This window comes from Burkholderia sp. MSMB1588, assembly GCF_001546925.1.
In the GTDB taxonomy this organism is placed as follows: Bacteria; Pseudomonadota; Gammaproteobacteria; order Burkholderiales; family Burkholderiaceae; genus Burkholderia; species Burkholderia humptydooensis.
In genome coordinates, this window is the sequence record NZ_LNJS01000001.1 from 1,546,902 (window position 1) to 1,563,177 (window position 16,276).

The following is a 16,276-nucleotide window of genomic DNA, read 5'->3' on the forward strand; positions in this document are numbered from 1 at the left end:
AGATCTGAGGGGGAGGGGATGAGGGCAACCGCTGCGATTCGCAAATTGACCATCAAACGATTTCGAGGGTTGGCGGCGTTCGAATGGCGCCCTGCGCCGGGAATGAACCTCATTCTCGGCGGTGGGGATGTCGGGAAAAGCACGGTGCTGGAAGCGGTTGCATTGCTGCTTAATCCGTCAAATGCAGCAGTGGTATCGGAATCTGACTACTGGAGACGCGACAGTACGCAAGAGTTCGTGATTGAGGCGGTCATGACTTTGCCTGAATCTACAGGCATCAGTTCGCAGCACAACTTTTCGTGGCCTTGGGCATGGGACGGGAAAGATGCCGTGGTGCCGTCTGCATCGGAGGACGACGATCTGCCGGTTCCAGATGATCCTGTCTATCGGGTCCGCGTTAGAGGTACGACCGAACTCGAGTTGGTCTGGGAGATTGTTCAACCGCACGATGATGTTGACCACTTCTCAACTGCGGTCCGGCGAAAAATCGGCCTTGTCCGCATGAGTGCCGATGAGAGAAATGATCGAGACTTGCGTCTGGTGTTCGGCTCGGCGCTCGATCGCTTGCTTGCCGATAATGCTTTGCGAGCGCGCATCGGCAAGCAGGTTTCTGATCTGAATTTGCACGATTCATTGAATGAGCAGGGCAAAGAAGCGATCCAGAGCCTTGATACACGGATGGCCAGCGCTGCACTTCCAAATGAACTCAAGCTCGGCTTAACGAGCAGTCAGGGGCTTTCGATCGGAGCGCTGATCGGGTTGCTTGCAATCAAGGACGGCATCAGTTTGCCGTTGGCCAGTTGGGGCGCTGGAACTCGCCGGATGGCGGCGTTGGAAATCGCGTCATCTACGGAGAAAGAGGCTAGCGTCACGATCATCGACGAAATCGAACGTGGTTTGGAGCCTTATCGTCTGCGCAAACTAATCAACGTCTTGCAGGAGCAGCATGGCCAGACGTTCTTGACGACTCATAGTCCCGTGGCGATTGCGTGCGCGGGACAGGCCCATTTGTGGTACTTGGACAGCAAAGGTGACATAGGCAAGTTGCCGCAGGAGAAGATCAAGGCGCAACAGAAGCGAGACCCGGAGACCTTCCTCGCGCGCGTTGCGGTGATTGCCGAGGGGCCGACGGAGGTTGGTTTTCTCCAATTCTTGCTGGAGAAGGCCTTCGGCACCGAACCGCTTGATTATGGGGTACGTGTCTGCGACGGTCAGGGCAATCCCGCTACCTTGGATTTGCTGGAAACGCTCGCGTCTGCGGGACTACTTTTCGCAGGGCTCGCGGACGACGAGGGTACTGCACCGAGTCGCTGGAAGGATTTGAAGAGCAAGTTGGGCGATCGATTGCTTCAGTGGCCGACGGGTTGCACAGAGCAACACGTAATAGGCGCTATACCGGAGGCCAAGTTGCATGAACTGCTCAAGGGCAGTGATGGTGAGATGGATGGTGATCGCCTCCGTACCCTCGCGATTCGGCTCGGAATTCAAGACAAGCGGCCTGCTGCAATAGAAGAAGCTCTGACTGCCGCTGGCAAAACCTGGCGGGAACTCATCATCGATGCGGCGACAGGAAACAAGGTTGGAGCACCGGAGAGCGAAGAAAAAAGCTGGAAGAGCCACTCACGCTACTGGTTCAAATCGGAAGCAGGTGGTCGTGAACTGGCTGAAAAAATGGCGGCACTCGGTGCCTGGGACGGACTTCAATCGCAACTGCTTCCATTGATCAACGCGATCTTGGTCGCGGCGGGAAGATCTTCGATTACCATGCTCAAGCTATGAGTGACGACGTAGTCGCCAGGCTTCTGCGATCGAGCGAACCTCTGGTTGTCATCGAGGCGTCTGCGGGGTGCGGTAAAACCTATCAAGGCGCTTCTTACGCAAGGGAGGCTATCGGCTCCGTTGGCTCAGGCCGACTGTTGATCCTGACGCATACGCACGCGGCCTGCGCAGTCTTTGCTGATCGAACACGAAGCGCAGGTTCTCGCGTTGAGATTAAGACCATTGATGCGCTGATCGCGCAGATCGCTACGGCCTATTACAAGCCCCTTGGCTTGCCCTGCGATCTTTCTGCCTGGGCTTGGCACGACAATGGAAAAGGTTTCGACATCATGGCAGCGAAGGTGGCTGAGTTTCTTCGCTTGCGACCAATGATTGCCCGCGCACTAGCGCAACGGTACCCCATCATCATCTGCGATGAGCATCAAGATTCCAGTGTCGATCAACACGCGATAGTCATGGCCTTGCACGGCGGAGGTGCCCTATTGCGTGTCTTTGGCGACCCGTTGCAACGTATTTATGGGGCGAAGACGGACAAGGCCGCGCGTATTGATCGTGAGAGGTGGGATGCACTCAAAAGCGCTGGCGTTACTGGTAAGTTGAATATCCCGCATCGCTGGCGCGACGGATGCCGGACGCTGGGTGAATGGATTCTTGAAGCACGGGTGTGCCTGGAGAGTGGGCAGCCTATTGACCTTACTGGCTCATTGCCGGCATCGCTTCGGATACTTATCGGCAACAACATCGCGCGGACGCGTACCGGCTACCAGCTGTCGAGGGAGCAGCGAAAGCCCATCGACAAGCTGGTTCGCGGCAATGGCCAACTGATGATTCTTGCTTCGCAGAACGATCTGGTGGCCGCGCTACGTGCCTTCTGGGGGAGAGTGATTCCCATTTGGGAGGGGCATACCCGCGAGGCATTTGCGGCCTTGGTCGACGCTCTTCGAAAGAAGTCGGGGGATGCCGAAGCTCTGGCCGAGGGGTTGATCGGGTTTGTCGGAAGCGTCGCCGTCGGTTTCAGCAGGTCCAGTCACGGAGATCGGCTGATTGAGGAGATTCGCAACGAGGCGACAAGACAGACAACTGGCAAGCCCGCCAATATCCAAGCCATCGCGCGGTGCTTACTGGCAGATCCTTCGCACTTAGGCGTGGCGTCGGCGCTCAATTTGATTCGGACATTCATTGAGACGAATGCTGCCGGGTTCGATACAGTGAAGGTCGACCTTCGTGCGGAGTTCAACGACGCCATTCGTATCGGCCAGTTCGCCGATGCCGATGAGGCTTTCGCGGAGATTTCTCGCAAGCGTTCATACTCCCGGCTGTCACCACCGCAACGTGTTCTCAGTAGTATTCACAAGGCCAAAGGTCTGGAATGCGATAACGTGCTGGTGATGGCGTGCGACAAGATCCAGTTCACAAGGACGCTTTATGCAAGGAGCAAGATGTACGTCGCGCTGAGCCGGGCAAGAAATTCCTTGACGCTGGTTGTACCTGATGCAAACCCCAGCCCTTTGTTCAAACTCGCATGAAAACTGCGGTCTGCCCGATAGGAGAGCATGACTTAGAAGTGATGGCGCTCGGGCGGGAACGGTATCGAGATCGCTTCGGTGATTTGAAGGGTAGTACCGAGCAGGTCGATGCGTAGGCTGGCCGCTTCGGACGAGTTGAGTTCGTAGTCCACTGTCCCGATTCCGCCGGAGCGACTTCACGTTGTCCACCATGGAGTGTCACAGCAGCGTTCATTTGACCGCTGGTGAGAGCACCTCGAGATGAACCATGCCATTTGACTATCTAGCAGCATTTCCCATTCCGGTTGATGCCATTCCGCCAAGACTGCGCGAGTTGCTGGAGCCTGTCGGCTTGTCGCCAAGCCAACTTGTGGAGGTTGCCTCCATGCAGGAATCCGACCCGTATGGAGAGCAAGCCGAACACCTCCATTTGTTGATGGCTGTGGTTCCCGGCGTAAATGATGATCCGATCGAAGTTCTATCCGAGGCAGGCGATGGCGTCGTTGCATACTCGGTTCCCGTAGGTGACAAATGCGGCAGATCGGCGGAATTTTCTCCGTCGATATCGGGTCACGACTACATCGTCGCGGCATGGGGCGATGGCTTGTTCTACACTTTCAATCTCGCCGAGAAGGTCTGGATGACTCTCGGGTTGACGCCCCGATGTGTTGGCAACGACCAGCAACGTCTGGTCTACGATGACTTGGGGCTTCCCGAGTTCGGTGTGGCCGAAGGAGAGGTTTCGAGTGAATATCACTGGAACCTAAAGAGAGCCGTTCGTTGGCAGATGTCGAATGAATACCTTCGACGCTATCTTTGGCTGCGCGGTGCCAGAGGGGTGCGAGTCTTCTACTACTCAGCACAACTGGCAGACATCCCGGAGGTCCGCGCGATCATGGATGGCGAGTCTCATGTGGCCCGCAAACCTGAGGAGGGGGTGGCTTGGTATGAATTGGACGTTCGCGAGCACGAGGGTGGACTCTTGCTCCAACTCTGGGCTTCGGTCGAGGCGGTGATGCCACAACTCTGTCCGGAGCAGACCGCCGAGGGCGTCCTATGGCCGGGCGACGGGCAGCCCATGACCCACGCACGTGCGGATGCTCTGATAGGGCATGATCCCGTCTATCTCGACGATCGGTTCCTTCAGAAATACGAACAAAGCACCTTCTACAGTTCGACATCAGTTAATGTTCGGGGGCGATGGTATTGCAGTCCTTCATACAGGGGGCAATGGAGTTTCACTGAATGCCGGCGGGTCGGAAGAAATTTGATCCAGGTGCCAATGCGTGAGTTGTATAAGAGACGGTTTCATAAAGACTGCTGGGCTCGCCGCAGGGTATTCCAGCAGATCAGGCAGCAGCCGAGTTTGAGGAACGCTTCGTGAATGTCGGCGCGACGTTCAAAGCGAATACGTAGACGGCGGAAATGATGCAGCCAAGCATGAGTACGTTCGACGACCCAACGGACTTTTCCAAGGCCACTACCGTGCGGCTGACCGCGCCGCGCGATGCTGGTGGGGATGTTGCGCTCGTGAAGGATGCGTCGGTATTTGTCGTGGTCGTAACCACGGTCGGCGTAGACGCGGGCAGGACGGCTCAGAGGCCGTCCACGCACGCCGCCGATCGGCACAATGGCCTCGATCAGCGGAACCAGTTGGGTGACGTCGTTACGATTGGCGCCGGTCAGGATTGCCGCGATCGGCGTTCCGTTGGCGTCGGTGGCGATGTGGTGCTTCGACCCGGGTCGAGCTCGATCGGTGGGGTTCGGGCCAGTTTTTCGCCCGCCCCAACCGCACGAATCGACGATGAGTCGACGACCACACGGGAGAAGTCGATCTTCTCGGCTGCTCGCAGTTTCGCCAGCAGCACCGCGTGCAGTCGATCCCACACACCGGCTTGCTGCCAATCGCGCAGCCTGCGCCAACAACTTACGCCTGAGCCGCATCCCATTTCGGACGGTAAGTCGCGCCAACGAATGCCCGTCTTCAGCACAAAAAGGATGCCCGTCAAAGCCGCACGGTCCGCTACCGGCTTGCGACCGGGGTACTTGAAGCGGCGCGGCTTTGGCGGAGGTAGCAGTGCTTCGATCAGTGCCCACAGTTCGTCATCAATGATTGGCTTACCCATCTCCTTGGCCCGTCTGTCACGACGGCCAAGGTTAACAGGATGCTGAAAAAGTTAACAGCCCCTTGGACTCTTTTTGAAACCGTCTCTTAGCCGAAGCCGGATCGCGAGATCGCGCATGCCCGATCTTTTGCGGTCGATCCGGCAGACTTGGCACATATCGATCTGAATGAAGAGCATGTGGTCGCCAAGGTCCAGCGGCTGCTCGATGTGCTACTACGCCTGGGAGATGGCCTTGCTGCACTGGGCGCAACAGTTGGAGTGAACAAGCCGGCGGTAGAATTGATCGGCTTTGATCGCGCGGAAGTAGTGGCCAATGGCTGGTTATCCTATCCGGCGCTCTGTCGCTTAGCACAGGTTGCACCATTGGACATGACACAACAGATGTTTCTGGCCCGTTGCAAGAGCTTGCACGAGGTGTTGCAGCGTGTCCCAAATGGCTACCTAAAATCGTTGCTGGAGCATGCTGGGTGTCCGCGGGCGGCTATTCGAGACCTCGGAAGCTTAAAGTTGTTGCAGGCGCTCCTAAACATCATTGAAAGGTTAAATGCTCACGAGGAGGCAAGTGATGCCTTCGCATCAGGTAGCGAGCCGGAGGGCTGGAGCGATCGCAATGAGACCATGGCGCCCTTGTTCCTGAACAACGATCTGAGAATCGCCGATGCGCACGAGACCATGGAGCAATGCCTGACGACTCTGCAGCGTCTAGGTTTCGATACAGCAAACGTCAACGCAGGCTATGGACGGGCACTCGATTTCGTCATGGACGGCGTCATCAATGCCTTGGGGGCAGTGGCCACCGCTATTGAGAGGCTGTTAAGGCCGGCGTAGGCGAATTGATTGGTCGGTGGCGAGCGGACAAGGCGTTGGAATTTCTCTATCGTTTGAGTCGATTGACGATGGTGTCTCGAGAGGCATCGCCCCGAAGTAGCGCGATTGTTTGGTTCAACTCGGTCAGCTCCTGGCATCGTTTCTTCGCCATTGTCCATGGTTGTCGTACATGTCGCATTGGGGAAGACCGACTGCATTCCACAAGACATTGAAGATCGGTCGAAGGACGGCGGGAACGTCTACGTCATAACCTTCGAGATAGACATTGGGCAGCGCGATGATGTTACGCCCGATGGCCTTTGTTTCATGCCATCCAAGTCCTTCGGACGAATGGCTGTAAACGGCCTTCTCGGCGTTGCAAAGCGACAGGAACACGTAGATCGGTAAGCCAGTATCGTAGGATTTCAGCACGCCGAGATATTGATTGACCGCATCAATAAGCAGCGAGGTCAGACTCCGGCCGGTGAAGTGTGATTTACCATCGGCGTCGTAGGGAAGCTCAGCAACGCTTTCGATTGCTCCATTACGGAAGAACTGGGCATAGGCTTGTCGGGACCCCTCGTGTTGGGATGTATAGTTGAAGAATCCGTCGAGGTTGACTCCGGCTTGATTGGTGGTGTTGATCTGGCCGAAGGGGAGGGGAACGTGCGTCCCAGAAGCCATCACCTGGATGATGTCGGCTAGACGGCCTTCTGCAAATGATGGTGCGGGAATTACGTGGACGACCACCTTGCCGAACTGATTGAGTGGAATCGGCGTGTCGCCAGCCGTAATCTTGACGAGCCGATCGGCATGAAATGAGTGGATGTGCTCGGCGACGTGCGGTGCATCATTGAAAAGATGACGAAGCTGCTGCACGTTGGGCTCATACTTATTCATACTTCCTCGAGCGAAGAATTTGTTCTTGCCTTGGTAGATGATGCGATGGGGCGGAAGAAAGCTTCGAGGTATCCGGATGACGAGCACGTTCCCTCCGGTTGCGATGGGAACTGCGCGAAGGCGAAGCTGGCTGATGCGGGGCTCGAGGCCGCTCCTGGCGATCTGTTCCAGACGCATTATTTCTTTGTCAGCATCGACCTCAAGTGGCAGCAGTTCGACGGGAATACCAGCCCGTTCGGACATCCCAACAACGATGTCGCCACCTAAAGTATTGGCGAAGGACGAGATGTCCGCGAGGAATTCAGAGTGTGCCCTGTCATTGGCACCGTAAGGTTCTCTCTTATAGTCGAGATAGGTCGACTCACTGACCTTCATCGCGATGAGATTGCGAAGATCGGCTTCGGCGATTTTGTCGAGAGGGATGCTTAGCAGCGACATGAGACGTACCTATGAAGTTGCAATGGCGCAAAGCCTGGCAGCCATAAAATGCGTGCTTTCGTGCTCCGCAGGCGTCGGCGAAACAACGATTGTAATGCGCTTCGCCACCGGTGCGATGTGCTTGTCCGAGCAATGCGTGGAGTGATTTCGGTAGTCTTCCATTCTGCATGCGCGCAATGGAGGGCCATATGGGCGATCTGAGGTAGTTTGCGACAACGAGTTTTTGATCGCGTTGCATCGGCTTACTTGACCCGGCAGTCTCCTCAATCCCGAAGCCGCAAGTAGGGGTTATCGGGCGAGACGGTACCAAGAAGGAGCGCGGCGTCGTTGAGCAGGTATCCATGTAATTGCCGGCTCTTCCTGGGTCCGGTCACCTCGCATGTCCAAATGTTTAATCCGTTACCTTGTTTTTGATGGAGGGTGAGACGCTCAAAGCGTTTTTGCACCCACGCCCAATCGGTTTGCTGTTCCTGCTTGGCGAACCGTGTGACTTCGGGATGTCCTTGAGCATAGCGCTGAAAAATGCCTGGACTCACGAGAAAGACTGTTCCGGCGACGGTATGCACCAACGCTTTCGCATCATTGATGATCAGGCGCCGGGTCTGGATGCCTTCGCGCAACCAAGCGATGAAATGCTCCCCGGAGATTGTCGTTTCATCAGATGGTGTGGAGGCTGAAGAAGGCTCGGTCGACGGCGGTGCTTCAGCGATGCCACTTGATGGCAGTTTCGATACGTCGTTGTCGGCAGTTGCTCGCGGTGCTGTCGATGCGTCGTTGCCAGCGTCTTCGACTGGTGTCGGCACCGGGCTGCCGAGCAGATCGAGTAACGCATCGATCGTATCGGATGTGCGGGCGGGTACCTTAGATGCCTGAAAACTCGTTGTCGGCGACTGCGACGTGTCGCCAGTGGGCGCAGAAGTAGTTGTCGCTGGCGTCTTTGTGGCAGCGTCGCCGACATTACCAGCGTCCTGCTCTATATGCACCGCACCCGCAAACGATGAAGGTTGGCTATCGATGTCCCATATCGACGCGGGTGCAATCTTGAGGAAGGTAAAGCTCTGCGTCCAGCCGTTCGAGCTTGCTACCGTAGCCTTCCAGATTGCCTTGTTGTCGGAGGTCGATTGCACGATCCCGTGTTCTTGCAGCACATCGAACAAAGTCGGATTGCTTTCGGGAATGCCTTCGATGCCCTGGGCCAGCAGCGATGCGCGCAGCTTGTCGGCGACGGTCTTGCTCACGAGCCATAAGCCTTCACTTGTCAACCAGCCATCAGACGCTTGGGGTTGATTCAACTTCAATTCGTTGCGCACGAGATGCCGCAGCCCGTCGAGCAGCTTGCGTTGTAAGGCCTGCTTCGGCGCGAGCAACGCCTTCCGCGGATTGCCGCCCAGTTCCTGCGCGACGGACGCCTGGTCGGCCTGCGTGACGAGGTCGCCGAGCACGTCGGCCTGCTCCTTGTGGCCGGCAAGCACGTAGAGCAGTGCAGACCACAGTTCGGAAAAGCCGCTGAGCCAGTCCATGATGTGACGATCGAGCATCTGCGCGTAGAGCAATCCGGCGGCTGCTTCATGCAAGCGATAGCTGCGGTCCTTGCGGTAGCGAAAGCGATAAGGGCGAGTGAGTGGCCCATGCCATGGATGCCAGCGTTCGCCGTCCGCATACTCGACATCGAAATCGACGGCGATCTTGCCGATGTCGTGCAGCAGCGCCGCATAGGCAGTTGCCGCCGTCCAGGCTTCGGCCTGCGCTGCTTGGATTTCGGGCTGCGCACCCACCGGCAGCAACCGCGACTGTCGCAGCTTCAGCGCATAGGCGACGATCTCCAGTCCATGGTCCAGCATGCCGCCGGGATAGGCGTGATGATGACTCTCGGATGCTGGAAACTGCTGGACCAGCGCGGCATACCGTTCGATTGGGGCGCGATAGAGCGTAGCGAATTGCGCGCGCGACAGCGACGTGCGTTGCCAGATATGTTCCAGCAGTTTCTGCCGGCGCGGTGTCGCAAGCAGCGTCGCCGCCAGCTCCGGCCGCAGCAATTCTTTCGGTGCTGCCGCAGGGGCGGAAGTCGGGGAGGGCGCCGGAGCCTTTTCCTTTTGACGATGGAACAGCGAGAACATGATCGAATCGATGGTCTGGTAGCCGGTGTGCGTTTTGCCTTTTCACCGTTTCGGGTAGGGCCATTCCCCTTGTGTGCCATTCCCTTGACGCCCTTGGCCTTTTCACCCTTGCCGCAACCGTTTGGAGATACATCCGAACCGGTAGGACATGCCGCAGACAATCGGCATCGGGGACTCCCTTTTTGTTCGGGATCACTGATTCGGATGCGTGCTGCTGGGGAAGGCGCTACCGTCGCTTCAAGTGGCATCACCACGAAAATTTCACGCTCTCCATTCAAAGATTTGAAAAATGGGCCGATATCCGGACGGCCTGACCGGGGAACACTTCAGGCATCACCACATCTCGCCAAAGGGGCACGGAATGGGGAATGGAGGGTGGAGACGCGACTGGCTGAAACAGCTTGCCGTTGCGGTCGGATACGCGTTGATCTACATCGCCATGCATCCTATCTCGGATGGTCACTGGGCACTTCGATCCGGGTTGCGTCTGTCCTGTCTGTTGGTGATGCCGTACCGCTACTGGCCGGCGCTTCTTCTCGCCGAGGCCTTGCCGAACGCGTACGAAGTGTGGCCCTGCCGGGACCAGTATGGACTCGCGTTCGTGAGCGTCCGTTGCATTCCGCCGATCCTGCTCGCGATGCCCGTCGTGGCGTGGTGTCGCCGTAAGCTGCGATTGTTCCCGGCGCCGCATCTCGTCGATATGAAAGTCCTGATGCTATGTGTGCTGATGGTGACGATGATCGGGACGGTCTACAGCTACCTGGCGATTTCGTTTATTCACACGGCATCGTTCCACGCGAGACCCGTGATGGCGCTGGGGTATTTCATCGGCAATTACATCGCCATTCTCGGGACGGTGCCGGTGGTACTGATGATGAAGCTGGATGCCCGTGCCGAGGGATGGATGAGCCGACTGCACCGCGTCGTCTCCAGTCGAATGGCGATCGATGTGGCCTTGTTCGTCGTGCCGTCGATTGCCGTGTTGTCGGTGGTGAGTCTTCACGGTGACAACGATATGCGGCAGATCGCCCGGATGGCGATGTTTCTTCCGGTGGCGTGGTTCACCCTGAAATACGGCTGGCGTGCGGCGGTCGTCGGTGGAGTCCTTGCTGTTGTCAGTACGTGCCTCACGACGGAGTCACGTCCTGATCCGCAGATCCTGGAAGCGCAAGCGTTCATTGCGCTCGCGATTACTTGCCTCATGGCCACGGGCGCGCGGATCAGCGTTCAGTTGCGGCAGGATGAGCTCAAGCGACGTGAGGGCATCCATCTTCAGCGGATGGCGAGACAGGGCCTGCGGGTGGCTGAGCAACGACGGCGACAGACGTCCGAGGCGCTGGAATACCTTGCCGGCAGTTTGTATCTGACCAACAGCCGTCTGACGCAGCAACTGCGCCGGGTGGTGCCCAGTTCGGACATGGATGCATACCAGCGGCAACTGGCCGACACGCAGCAACGCGTATACGCCCTCGCGGAAAGTTTGCATCCGGTGGCATGGAGAGACAGGGGATTACCCGCGGCGCTGAGTCAAACGATTGCACGCGCCTTGGACGAAGCGGGGATTGCTTACCGCTGCGTGATCAGCGGACGTGGCTTCGCTCGTATGTCGACGTCGGTGCTGGGTGCTGCGTATCGAAGTGCCTGCGAAGGGGTCGTGCTGATCACGAGGCGACTGGCGTGCTCGCGTGTCAATGTGACGTTGCGGGGTGGTGAAACGCGCGGAAAGCGGTGGCTGGTGCTGCGCGTGGAAGGTCTGCATGACGACGACCGCGTTGCGAATGCGGCCGTGCGGTCAACGGAACGCAAGCAGATTGCAACGAAGCTCGGCGCCAGCGTACTGGACGCCGACCAACTGCACGCGCATGCGCGCATCTTCGATGGCACATTGCACGAACGCGCGATGAGGAGCGGTGTCCGCATGACCATGCTGCTTTACGACGTGCAGCAGGATGTCGAGGGCTCCGGGGGTGAACCGGAGCCGCTGCGCTTGTGGGTTCACTGAACACTCTTACGGACTACCGCCGCCACCGCAGTTATACGGGTCCTGGCAGATCGTTGCGACCGTGAACACGGTCGTGCCGCTGCTCTGAGGCGTCGCCGTGACCGTGGTCGTGCTATCGCGAAAAACGGTCTGCGTGGCGCTCGATGCTGGCGCAGCATCCGTGCGTACGTTGGGCGCGTCGGTGCCCATGGGCAATACCACCGAAGTCCCTCCCGCCGTGCCAACGGCGGCATGCACGGTCCCGTTCAGATCGTTGATCTGGACATACTTGATGCCATTCAAGCGAAACACGTAAACGTGCCAGTGGGGACTGCGGCTTTGATCCGTCGCGTTGGGCCAGGATTGCCCCAAGCCCGTGGCAGGCGTGATGGTCTGTGCGAATGCAGCGGAGGTCATGCTGATCGCCATGCATCCAGCCAGTGCGAGCGTGCGTGAAAGGCTTCCGTGAGTACAGGACATGCGCTTCCCCTTCTTGGTGGAATGGTAGTTGCCTACCGGGAGCGCTGACTGTACCAGGGGGCATGTTGAGGCTGATATCACTCCTCTCAGTGTTTTCGTTAGCCACGATGGCGAAGATCGATGCCGATCACATGCTTCACGTGCGCTACACATTTTTTTGCGCGCTGATGCCTTTTCCCCTCGATCTTAATGGCGGGCAAAGGCGGCTTCGAGTGCCTCGACATGTTGCGCGAAGACGGCCGGGCGTCGTTGACGAAAGGTGTCGAGATTCGCGAGCTTCCAGCGTAGCGCAGGCAGTTCGGCAACGTGAGGAACAGCGAGAAAAGACCAGTCCGGCTCACCGCGCGCCAGGCCAAGAAGGAATTGTCGTTGGGCGGGCGTCAGGAGCGCCGGCAGTTCCTGTCGCAGTCGCTGGCGGGTTTCCAGCAGGGTGTCCAGGCTGCAAGGTACCTCGGTCATGCCGACGAAGCCGCCATCGTAGTCCCGCGTGATGTTCTTGTCGCGACCAAACAGCACTTCATGGATGGGTCGATTGTGGCCAGCGAGATATACGACGAAGCATTCGATCATGCCCGCGGTCAGCCCGCCTGATTGATAAAGCTGCCAGACATCGAACAGATCACGCGGGTGCTGGCGATCGAGGGCCGCAACGAGTTTCCCGCCATAAAGTTCATCGGGCGCGAGCACGGGCAACGCCAGTTCCGTGGCGAATTGCTCGGTCGTTCGCGCACACAACGCGCGCCGTTCGATCGGCAGGACGGTGCCGCGAAAGACGGTGTTGACTTCGATCTTGACCTGGTTGGTTTCGTTTTCGACGATGAGCTTGGTATCGCTGAGATCCTTGCTACCGACAAGGCGCGTGCGCAATCCTTGCGGAGCCAGCCGTTGTTCGATGGCAGCCAGTTCCCGTTGAATGGCCGCGAGCGCTTCGTCGCGGAGTGTTTGCCGAGGCACATAGACGACGTCGATGTCGACGGACAGACGCGGCATGTTTTGCACGAACAGGTTGATAGCGGTGCCACCCTTCATCGCGAAGAGATCGTTGGCAAAGACGTCCGGTGCGATGCGCAGCAGCAGCCGGACGGTGTCGGCAAAGAATTTATCCATGGGGTTTCAGTACGAGCAGCGTGCCGTCGGGAAGCCGGCTCATCCAACGCCGGTCGCTACCGGTGGGAAGCTGGAACTGAGCAAGCAATGCATCGACATCGAGCAGATTGGTCTCGCGCGCCCAGGTCAGACACAGCCGAACGGTTTTCACGTTGGTACAGCAGGCGAGCAACTGGCCGAGCAGTTCCTTGCGCGGACTGCGTAGGCCCTCGAATACTGCATGGGCGTCCTCCAGTCCTTCGCGAACGCCCACGTCATACAGGAGTTCGAGCACCGCACGTTCGGGTACCGCGACCTGAACACCGTCCGGCACATCGGGCGGCGTGACAAGCGTTCGGGTAGCGAGGGAGGGATCGGCCCAGTCGAACAGGCGGGCGTACACGTAGCGCGCCGGAAAGCGGCTGGTGAACCATGTCGGCAGCGCGAAGCGCTCATCGCCCCATAGCACCAAGGGTTCGCGCCGTCCGAGCTGATGCCGCACTCCCTGCCAGGCGAGAGCCGTCTTGCCGCCGACGTGCAGGCCAGGAGCACGCTGCTGCAGGAAGCGGAGCGTGGCGTGGAGATTGAAATCATCGTTGGGAAAGGCGTACACCCCGGATGCCAGCCGAACCAGCCAGCCGCTGCTCACGTACCGGGCGGCGAGCTGGTTCGACACCCCGAGTTGGTTCAGCGCGGCAAGATCGAACGGGCCCCCGCGGGGCACGTCGGCCTGCAGGCGCTTGATTAGCTGGTGTCGAGGAAGTCGCTCCATGAGCGAATTTTACGACAGATTCTAATCGCGTGGGCATGGGTTGATTGGAAGTTGACGGATAAATCCAAGGAAACTATATTTTTACGACGTAATCTAATCAGGTTGTTGGGAGCCAGTCACGCGCCGTTCCAGTTCATAACCTATGATGAAATGGCCGGTTGTACCCACAGCGGAACGGCCCCATTCCTGGAGGGAAACCACCATGACGACCCCATCGAGACCATCCCGGGCTCACCGGTTCGGCGAGTGGGCTGGGCACACGTGGCGCGGGCTGGCACAACAGGATCGTCGCGCCTTGGCATGGCTGACCAGGCAGGGACTGCCCGTCGGCGCGGCGAAAATGGTGTCGTTGGCTGTGAAGCTGCTTGTATTGGGGGTTCTCCTGTATGTCGCATTCTGGCTGACGCTGATCGCCATATTTGTTCTCGCGGCAGCTTGGCTTGCTCGGCACGCGGACCATGATTCCGCCCAAGGTGAATGGCGCAATGGACAAGAAGGCTATGGCTACTATGAGAACGGGACGCGAACTGATTACGGCCGCTTGTTCGATGACGATCAGAAGTAGCGAGTTGAATTTACTTCAACGCCTTCATCGCAACGCTGCTACCGGACTTTCCCGCATTCTTGGCGTCAACCGTAGAGTCGTTCAAAGCGCGTAGCGCATTTCCGACACTGACGCCGGCCCAACCCAATGCTGCGATCCAGAATGCCGGTAACACAAGAAACATCGTTGCCATCACGAAGTTCAACAGCATATCGCCCATCGCGTTGTTGAGCCCCATCAGCGGATTGAAGGATTCGTGCGGCGAACCGTGACCGTAGAGCGCATCGAGAATCGTGCTGTCGATCCAGCGCGCGAGCTGGAACCAGAAGTCCACGAAGAACAGCGCGAATTCCACGCAGCTTGCTGTGACGACCGCTTTGAGATTGTATGTACCGATGACAAGCACGAGCGGTAGGCAGATCACGAACGCCATCTTCAGGAACGACAGCACCATCGGCAATGCCTGGCGCACGACGTCCATGGCCGGGAAGAATCCTAACGAGCCGACCGTGAGGCCCAAATCACCCGCGCCGCGCGTCACGGCATTCGGCAAAGTCTTGCCGATCTGTCCGCCGTAATCCGTGTAGACCTGTCCCTGGCTGAGCACCTGCTGACGCGGCGCGACGATCGTGCGAATCACATCGTCGTCAACCTGTGCGGCGCTGAGAAATCCTGCCCATTGGCCGATTCGCGTCAGCAGATCGGCATCGACCTGCTGGAGCAATCGCGCGCGCAAGCCGATTCCGGCATCCAACCACCATTGCCGGCACGTCGGGTAGCCGCCGCCGGAGGCGACTTGCGCGAGCCCCGCATCACGGGTTGCATCGTAGGGCCACGCGGTGCGCGGCGTACTCGAATGGTAATTGTCGTAGTAGCCCGCCGTATTTACGAAATAGTTTGAACCGATCCAGTTCACATCATCCATCTGCGCGTCGTTCAACGTGGGCCGATTCATGAACAGCTTCGCACGTGCTGGCCCGTAACAGTCGTGCGTAAAGTCCGCTACTTCCTGCGTCAGCACTGGATCGTTGATGCGTGTGCTATCGATGTCCATGCGGATCTGCTGCAGGTCCACGCCGCAGGGAATCGATGCGACGGCGGCGCCGGTGATCGCTTTCGATAGTGCGTGCATGAAGAACCACCACACCGGCACGCGGGCGCTCTGGTTGTTGAGCGACGTGAAGACCGTATTCCAGCCGGTATCGGTCGGCTTCGGCGCATCGACCTGGCATTGCTGCGAACGCGTCTGATCGAACTGGAGAGTGCTGAGATTGACGGGGATGAAAGGCATGCCCGCAAACACGGTCACGACAATCGCGACATACACCCGGTTCTCGATGCGCAGCGCCGACAGTACGCCCTTGTTGCCTTCGTCCGCACCTTCGCCACGTGCGCGCAGCCATTCCTGTATCACGATGGCGGCGAAGGGCAGGGCAAACACGCCGCTGGCCACCAGCACGTTCCAGATGCCATTGTTGACCAGCCAGCCAACCAAGGTGAGGTAATACTCGAGGTAGTCCGTGGTGTAGAGGGTCATGACGATGTGTGATCACATGGCCGGCCGATGTGCCCGCATCACAGTGAGGGATTGCAAGGTCATGCCGGGGTGGAGGCGACGCCTTGCATTGAGCCACGTCCGGACATCGTCCAGATCGATCAATACGCTTCGGGCGTATCCCGCTTTTTTTGCCATGTGCTGACGATTGGGTATGGCGCCCGATACGCGGGCTTTCTTAAGGAC

General features: G+C 58.3%; 13 protein-coding genes. 6 read left to right on the top strand and 7 right to left on the bottom strand.

The window, feature by feature from the left end; all coding sequences use genetic code 11:
• Positions 1-45: 45 nt before the first annotated feature.
• The 3 genes from WS92_RS18850 (at position 46) to WS92_RS18860 (ending at position 4,668) form a co-directional block, all read left to right on the top strand.
• Positions 46-1,779: an ATP-dependent nuclease gene (locus WS92_RS18850; RefSeq protein WP_231755883.1), complete on the top strand. Its 1,734-nt coding sequence runs from the start codon at positions 46-48 to the stop codon at positions 1,777-1,779.
• Positions 1,776-3,305, top strand: a complete 1,530-nt coding sequence (locus WS92_RS18855) for a UvrD-helicase domain-containing protein (protein WP_059929634.1) — start codon at positions 1,776-1,778, stop codon at positions 3,303-3,305. Before WS92_RS18850 ends, WS92_RS18855 begins: the two co-directional genes overlap by 4 nt.
• Positions 3,306-3,552: 247 nt before the next feature.
• Positions 3,553-4,668: a hypothetical protein gene (locus tag WS92_RS18860; RefSeq protein WP_197672282.1), complete on the top strand. Its 1,116-nt coding sequence runs from the start codon at positions 3,553-3,555 to the stop codon at positions 4,666-4,668.
• Here the strand turns inward: WS92_RS18860 and WS92_RS32665 are convergent.
• Positions 4,593-5,410, bottom strand: a protein-coding gene (locus tag WS92_RS32665; protein WP_085954781.1) for an IS5 family transposase whose coding sequence is annotated in 2 segments (ribosomal slippage) — positions 4,593-5,062 and positions 5,062-5,410 — 819 coding nt in all. Because the reading frame shifts where the segments join, the coding sequence is not laid out codon by codon here. The genes WS92_RS18860 and WS92_RS32665 overlap by 76 nt on opposite strands.
• Before the next feature lie 147 nt (positions 5,411-5,557).
• Between WS92_RS32665 and WS92_RS18865 the strand changes: the two genes are divergently transcribed.
• Positions 5,558-6,238, top strand: coding sequence for a hypothetical protein (locus WS92_RS18865; protein ID WP_197420736.1), 681 nt, complete (start codon positions 5,558-5,560; stop codon positions 6,236-6,238).
• 123 nt (positions 6,239-6,361) lie between these two features.
• Here WS92_RS18865 and WS92_RS18870 read toward each other — a convergent pair whose 3' ends face one another.
• Positions 6,362-7,555, bottom strand: a complete 1,194-nt coding sequence (locus tag WS92_RS18870; protein WP_059928480.1) for an AlbA family DNA-binding domain-containing protein — start codon at positions 7,553-7,555, stop codon at positions 6,362-6,364.
• Between the two features lie 263 nt (positions 7,556-7,818).
• Positions 7,819-9,672 (bottom strand): MobH family relaxase, encoded by a 1,854-nt coding sequence (gene mobH / locus WS92_RS18875; protein WP_059928484.1) that lies wholly within the window; start codon positions 9,670-9,672, stop codon positions 7,819-7,821.
• Positions 9,673-10,096: 424 nt separating this feature from the next.
• On the opposite strand from mobH, the gene WS92_RS18880 reads away from it, so the two are divergent.
• Complete coding sequence (locus WS92_RS18880; protein WP_171845228.1) at positions 10,097-11,674, top strand: MASE1 domain-containing protein; 1,578 nt, start codon at positions 10,097-10,099, stop codon at positions 11,672-11,674.
• Between the two features lie 6 nt (positions 11,675-11,680).
• Here WS92_RS18880 and WS92_RS18885 read toward each other — a convergent pair whose 3' ends face one another.
• The 3 genes from WS92_RS18885 to WS92_RS18895 all read right to left on the bottom strand — a co-directional run bounded on the left by WS92_RS18885 (position 11,681) and on the right by WS92_RS18895 (position 13,991).
• Positions 11,681-12,082 carry a hypothetical protein gene (locus WS92_RS18885; protein WP_059928492.1) on the bottom strand — a complete coding sequence of 134 codons (402 nt, stop codon included), beginning with the start codon at positions 12,080-12,082 and terminating at the stop codon, positions 11,681-11,683.
• A gap of 237 nt (positions 12,083-12,319) precedes the next feature.
• Positions 12,320-13,240, bottom strand: coding sequence for a nucleotidyl transferase AbiEii/AbiGii toxin family protein (locus WS92_RS18890; RefSeq protein WP_059928494.1), 921 nt, complete (start codon positions 13,238-13,240; stop codon positions 12,320-12,322).
• The gene (locus WS92_RS18895) at positions 13,233-13,991 is read right to left on the bottom strand and encodes a type IV toxin-antitoxin system AbiEi family antitoxin domain-containing protein (protein ID WP_059928497.1); all 759 of its coding nucleotides are present in this window, start codon (positions 13,989-13,991) and stop codon (positions 13,233-13,235) included. The genes WS92_RS18890 and WS92_RS18895 overlap by 8 nt, the downstream gene beginning before the upstream one ends.
• A gap of 202 nt (positions 13,992-14,193) precedes the next feature.
• On the opposite strand from WS92_RS18895, the gene WS92_RS32670 reads away from it, so the two are divergent.
• The gene (locus tag WS92_RS32670) at positions 14,194-14,556 is read left to right on the top strand and encodes a DUF3742 family protein (RefSeq protein WP_141668061.1); all 363 of its coding nucleotides are present in this window, start codon (positions 14,194-14,196) and stop codon (positions 14,554-14,556) included.
• Positions 14,557-14,566: 10 nt separating this feature from the next.
• On the opposite strand, the gene WS92_RS18905 is transcribed toward WS92_RS32670, so the two are convergent.
• Positions 14,567-16,072, bottom strand: a complete 1,506-nt coding sequence (locus WS92_RS18905; protein WP_059928504.1) for a conjugal transfer protein TraG N-terminal domain-containing protein — start codon at positions 16,070-16,072, stop codon at positions 14,567-14,569.
• Positions 16,073-16,276 lie beyond the last annotated feature (204 nt).

Bases quoted from the DNA above. Each gene is read 5' to 3' on its own strand.
- WS92_RS18855 (WP_059929634.1), top strand. From the start codon at position 1,776: ATGAGTGACGACGTAGTCGCCAGGCTTCTGCGATCGAGCGAACCTCTG.
- WS92_RS18860 (WP_197672282.1), top strand. From the start codon at position 3,553: ATGCCATTTGACTATCTAGCAGCATTTCCCATTCCGGTTGATGCCATT.
- WS92_RS18870 (WP_059928480.1), bottom strand. From the start codon at position 7,555: ATGTCGCTGCTAAGCATCCCTCTCGACAAAATCGCCGAAGCCGATCTT.
- mobH (WP_059928484.1), bottom strand. From the start codon at position 9,672: ATGTTCTCGCTGTTCCATCGTCAAAAGGAAAAGGCTCCGGCGCCCTCC.
- WS92_RS18885 (WP_059928492.1), bottom strand. From the start codon at position 12,082: ATGGCGATCAGCATGACCTCCGCTGCATTCGCACAGACCATCACGCCT.
- WS92_RS18890 (WP_059928494.1), bottom strand. From the start codon at position 13,240: ATGGATAAATTCTTTGCCGACACCGTCCGGCTGCTGCTGCGCATCGCA.
- WS92_RS18895 (WP_059928497.1), bottom strand. From the start codon at position 13,991: ATGGAGCGACTTCCTCGACACCAGCTAATCAAGCGCCTGCAGGCCGAC.
- WS92_RS32670 (WP_141668061.1), top strand. From the start codon at position 14,194: ATGACGACCCCATCGAGACCATCCCGGGCTCACCGGTTCGGCGAGTGG.
- WS92_RS18905 (WP_059928504.1), bottom strand. From the start codon at position 16,072: ATGACCCTCTACACCACGGACTACCTCGAGTATTACCTCACCTTGGTT.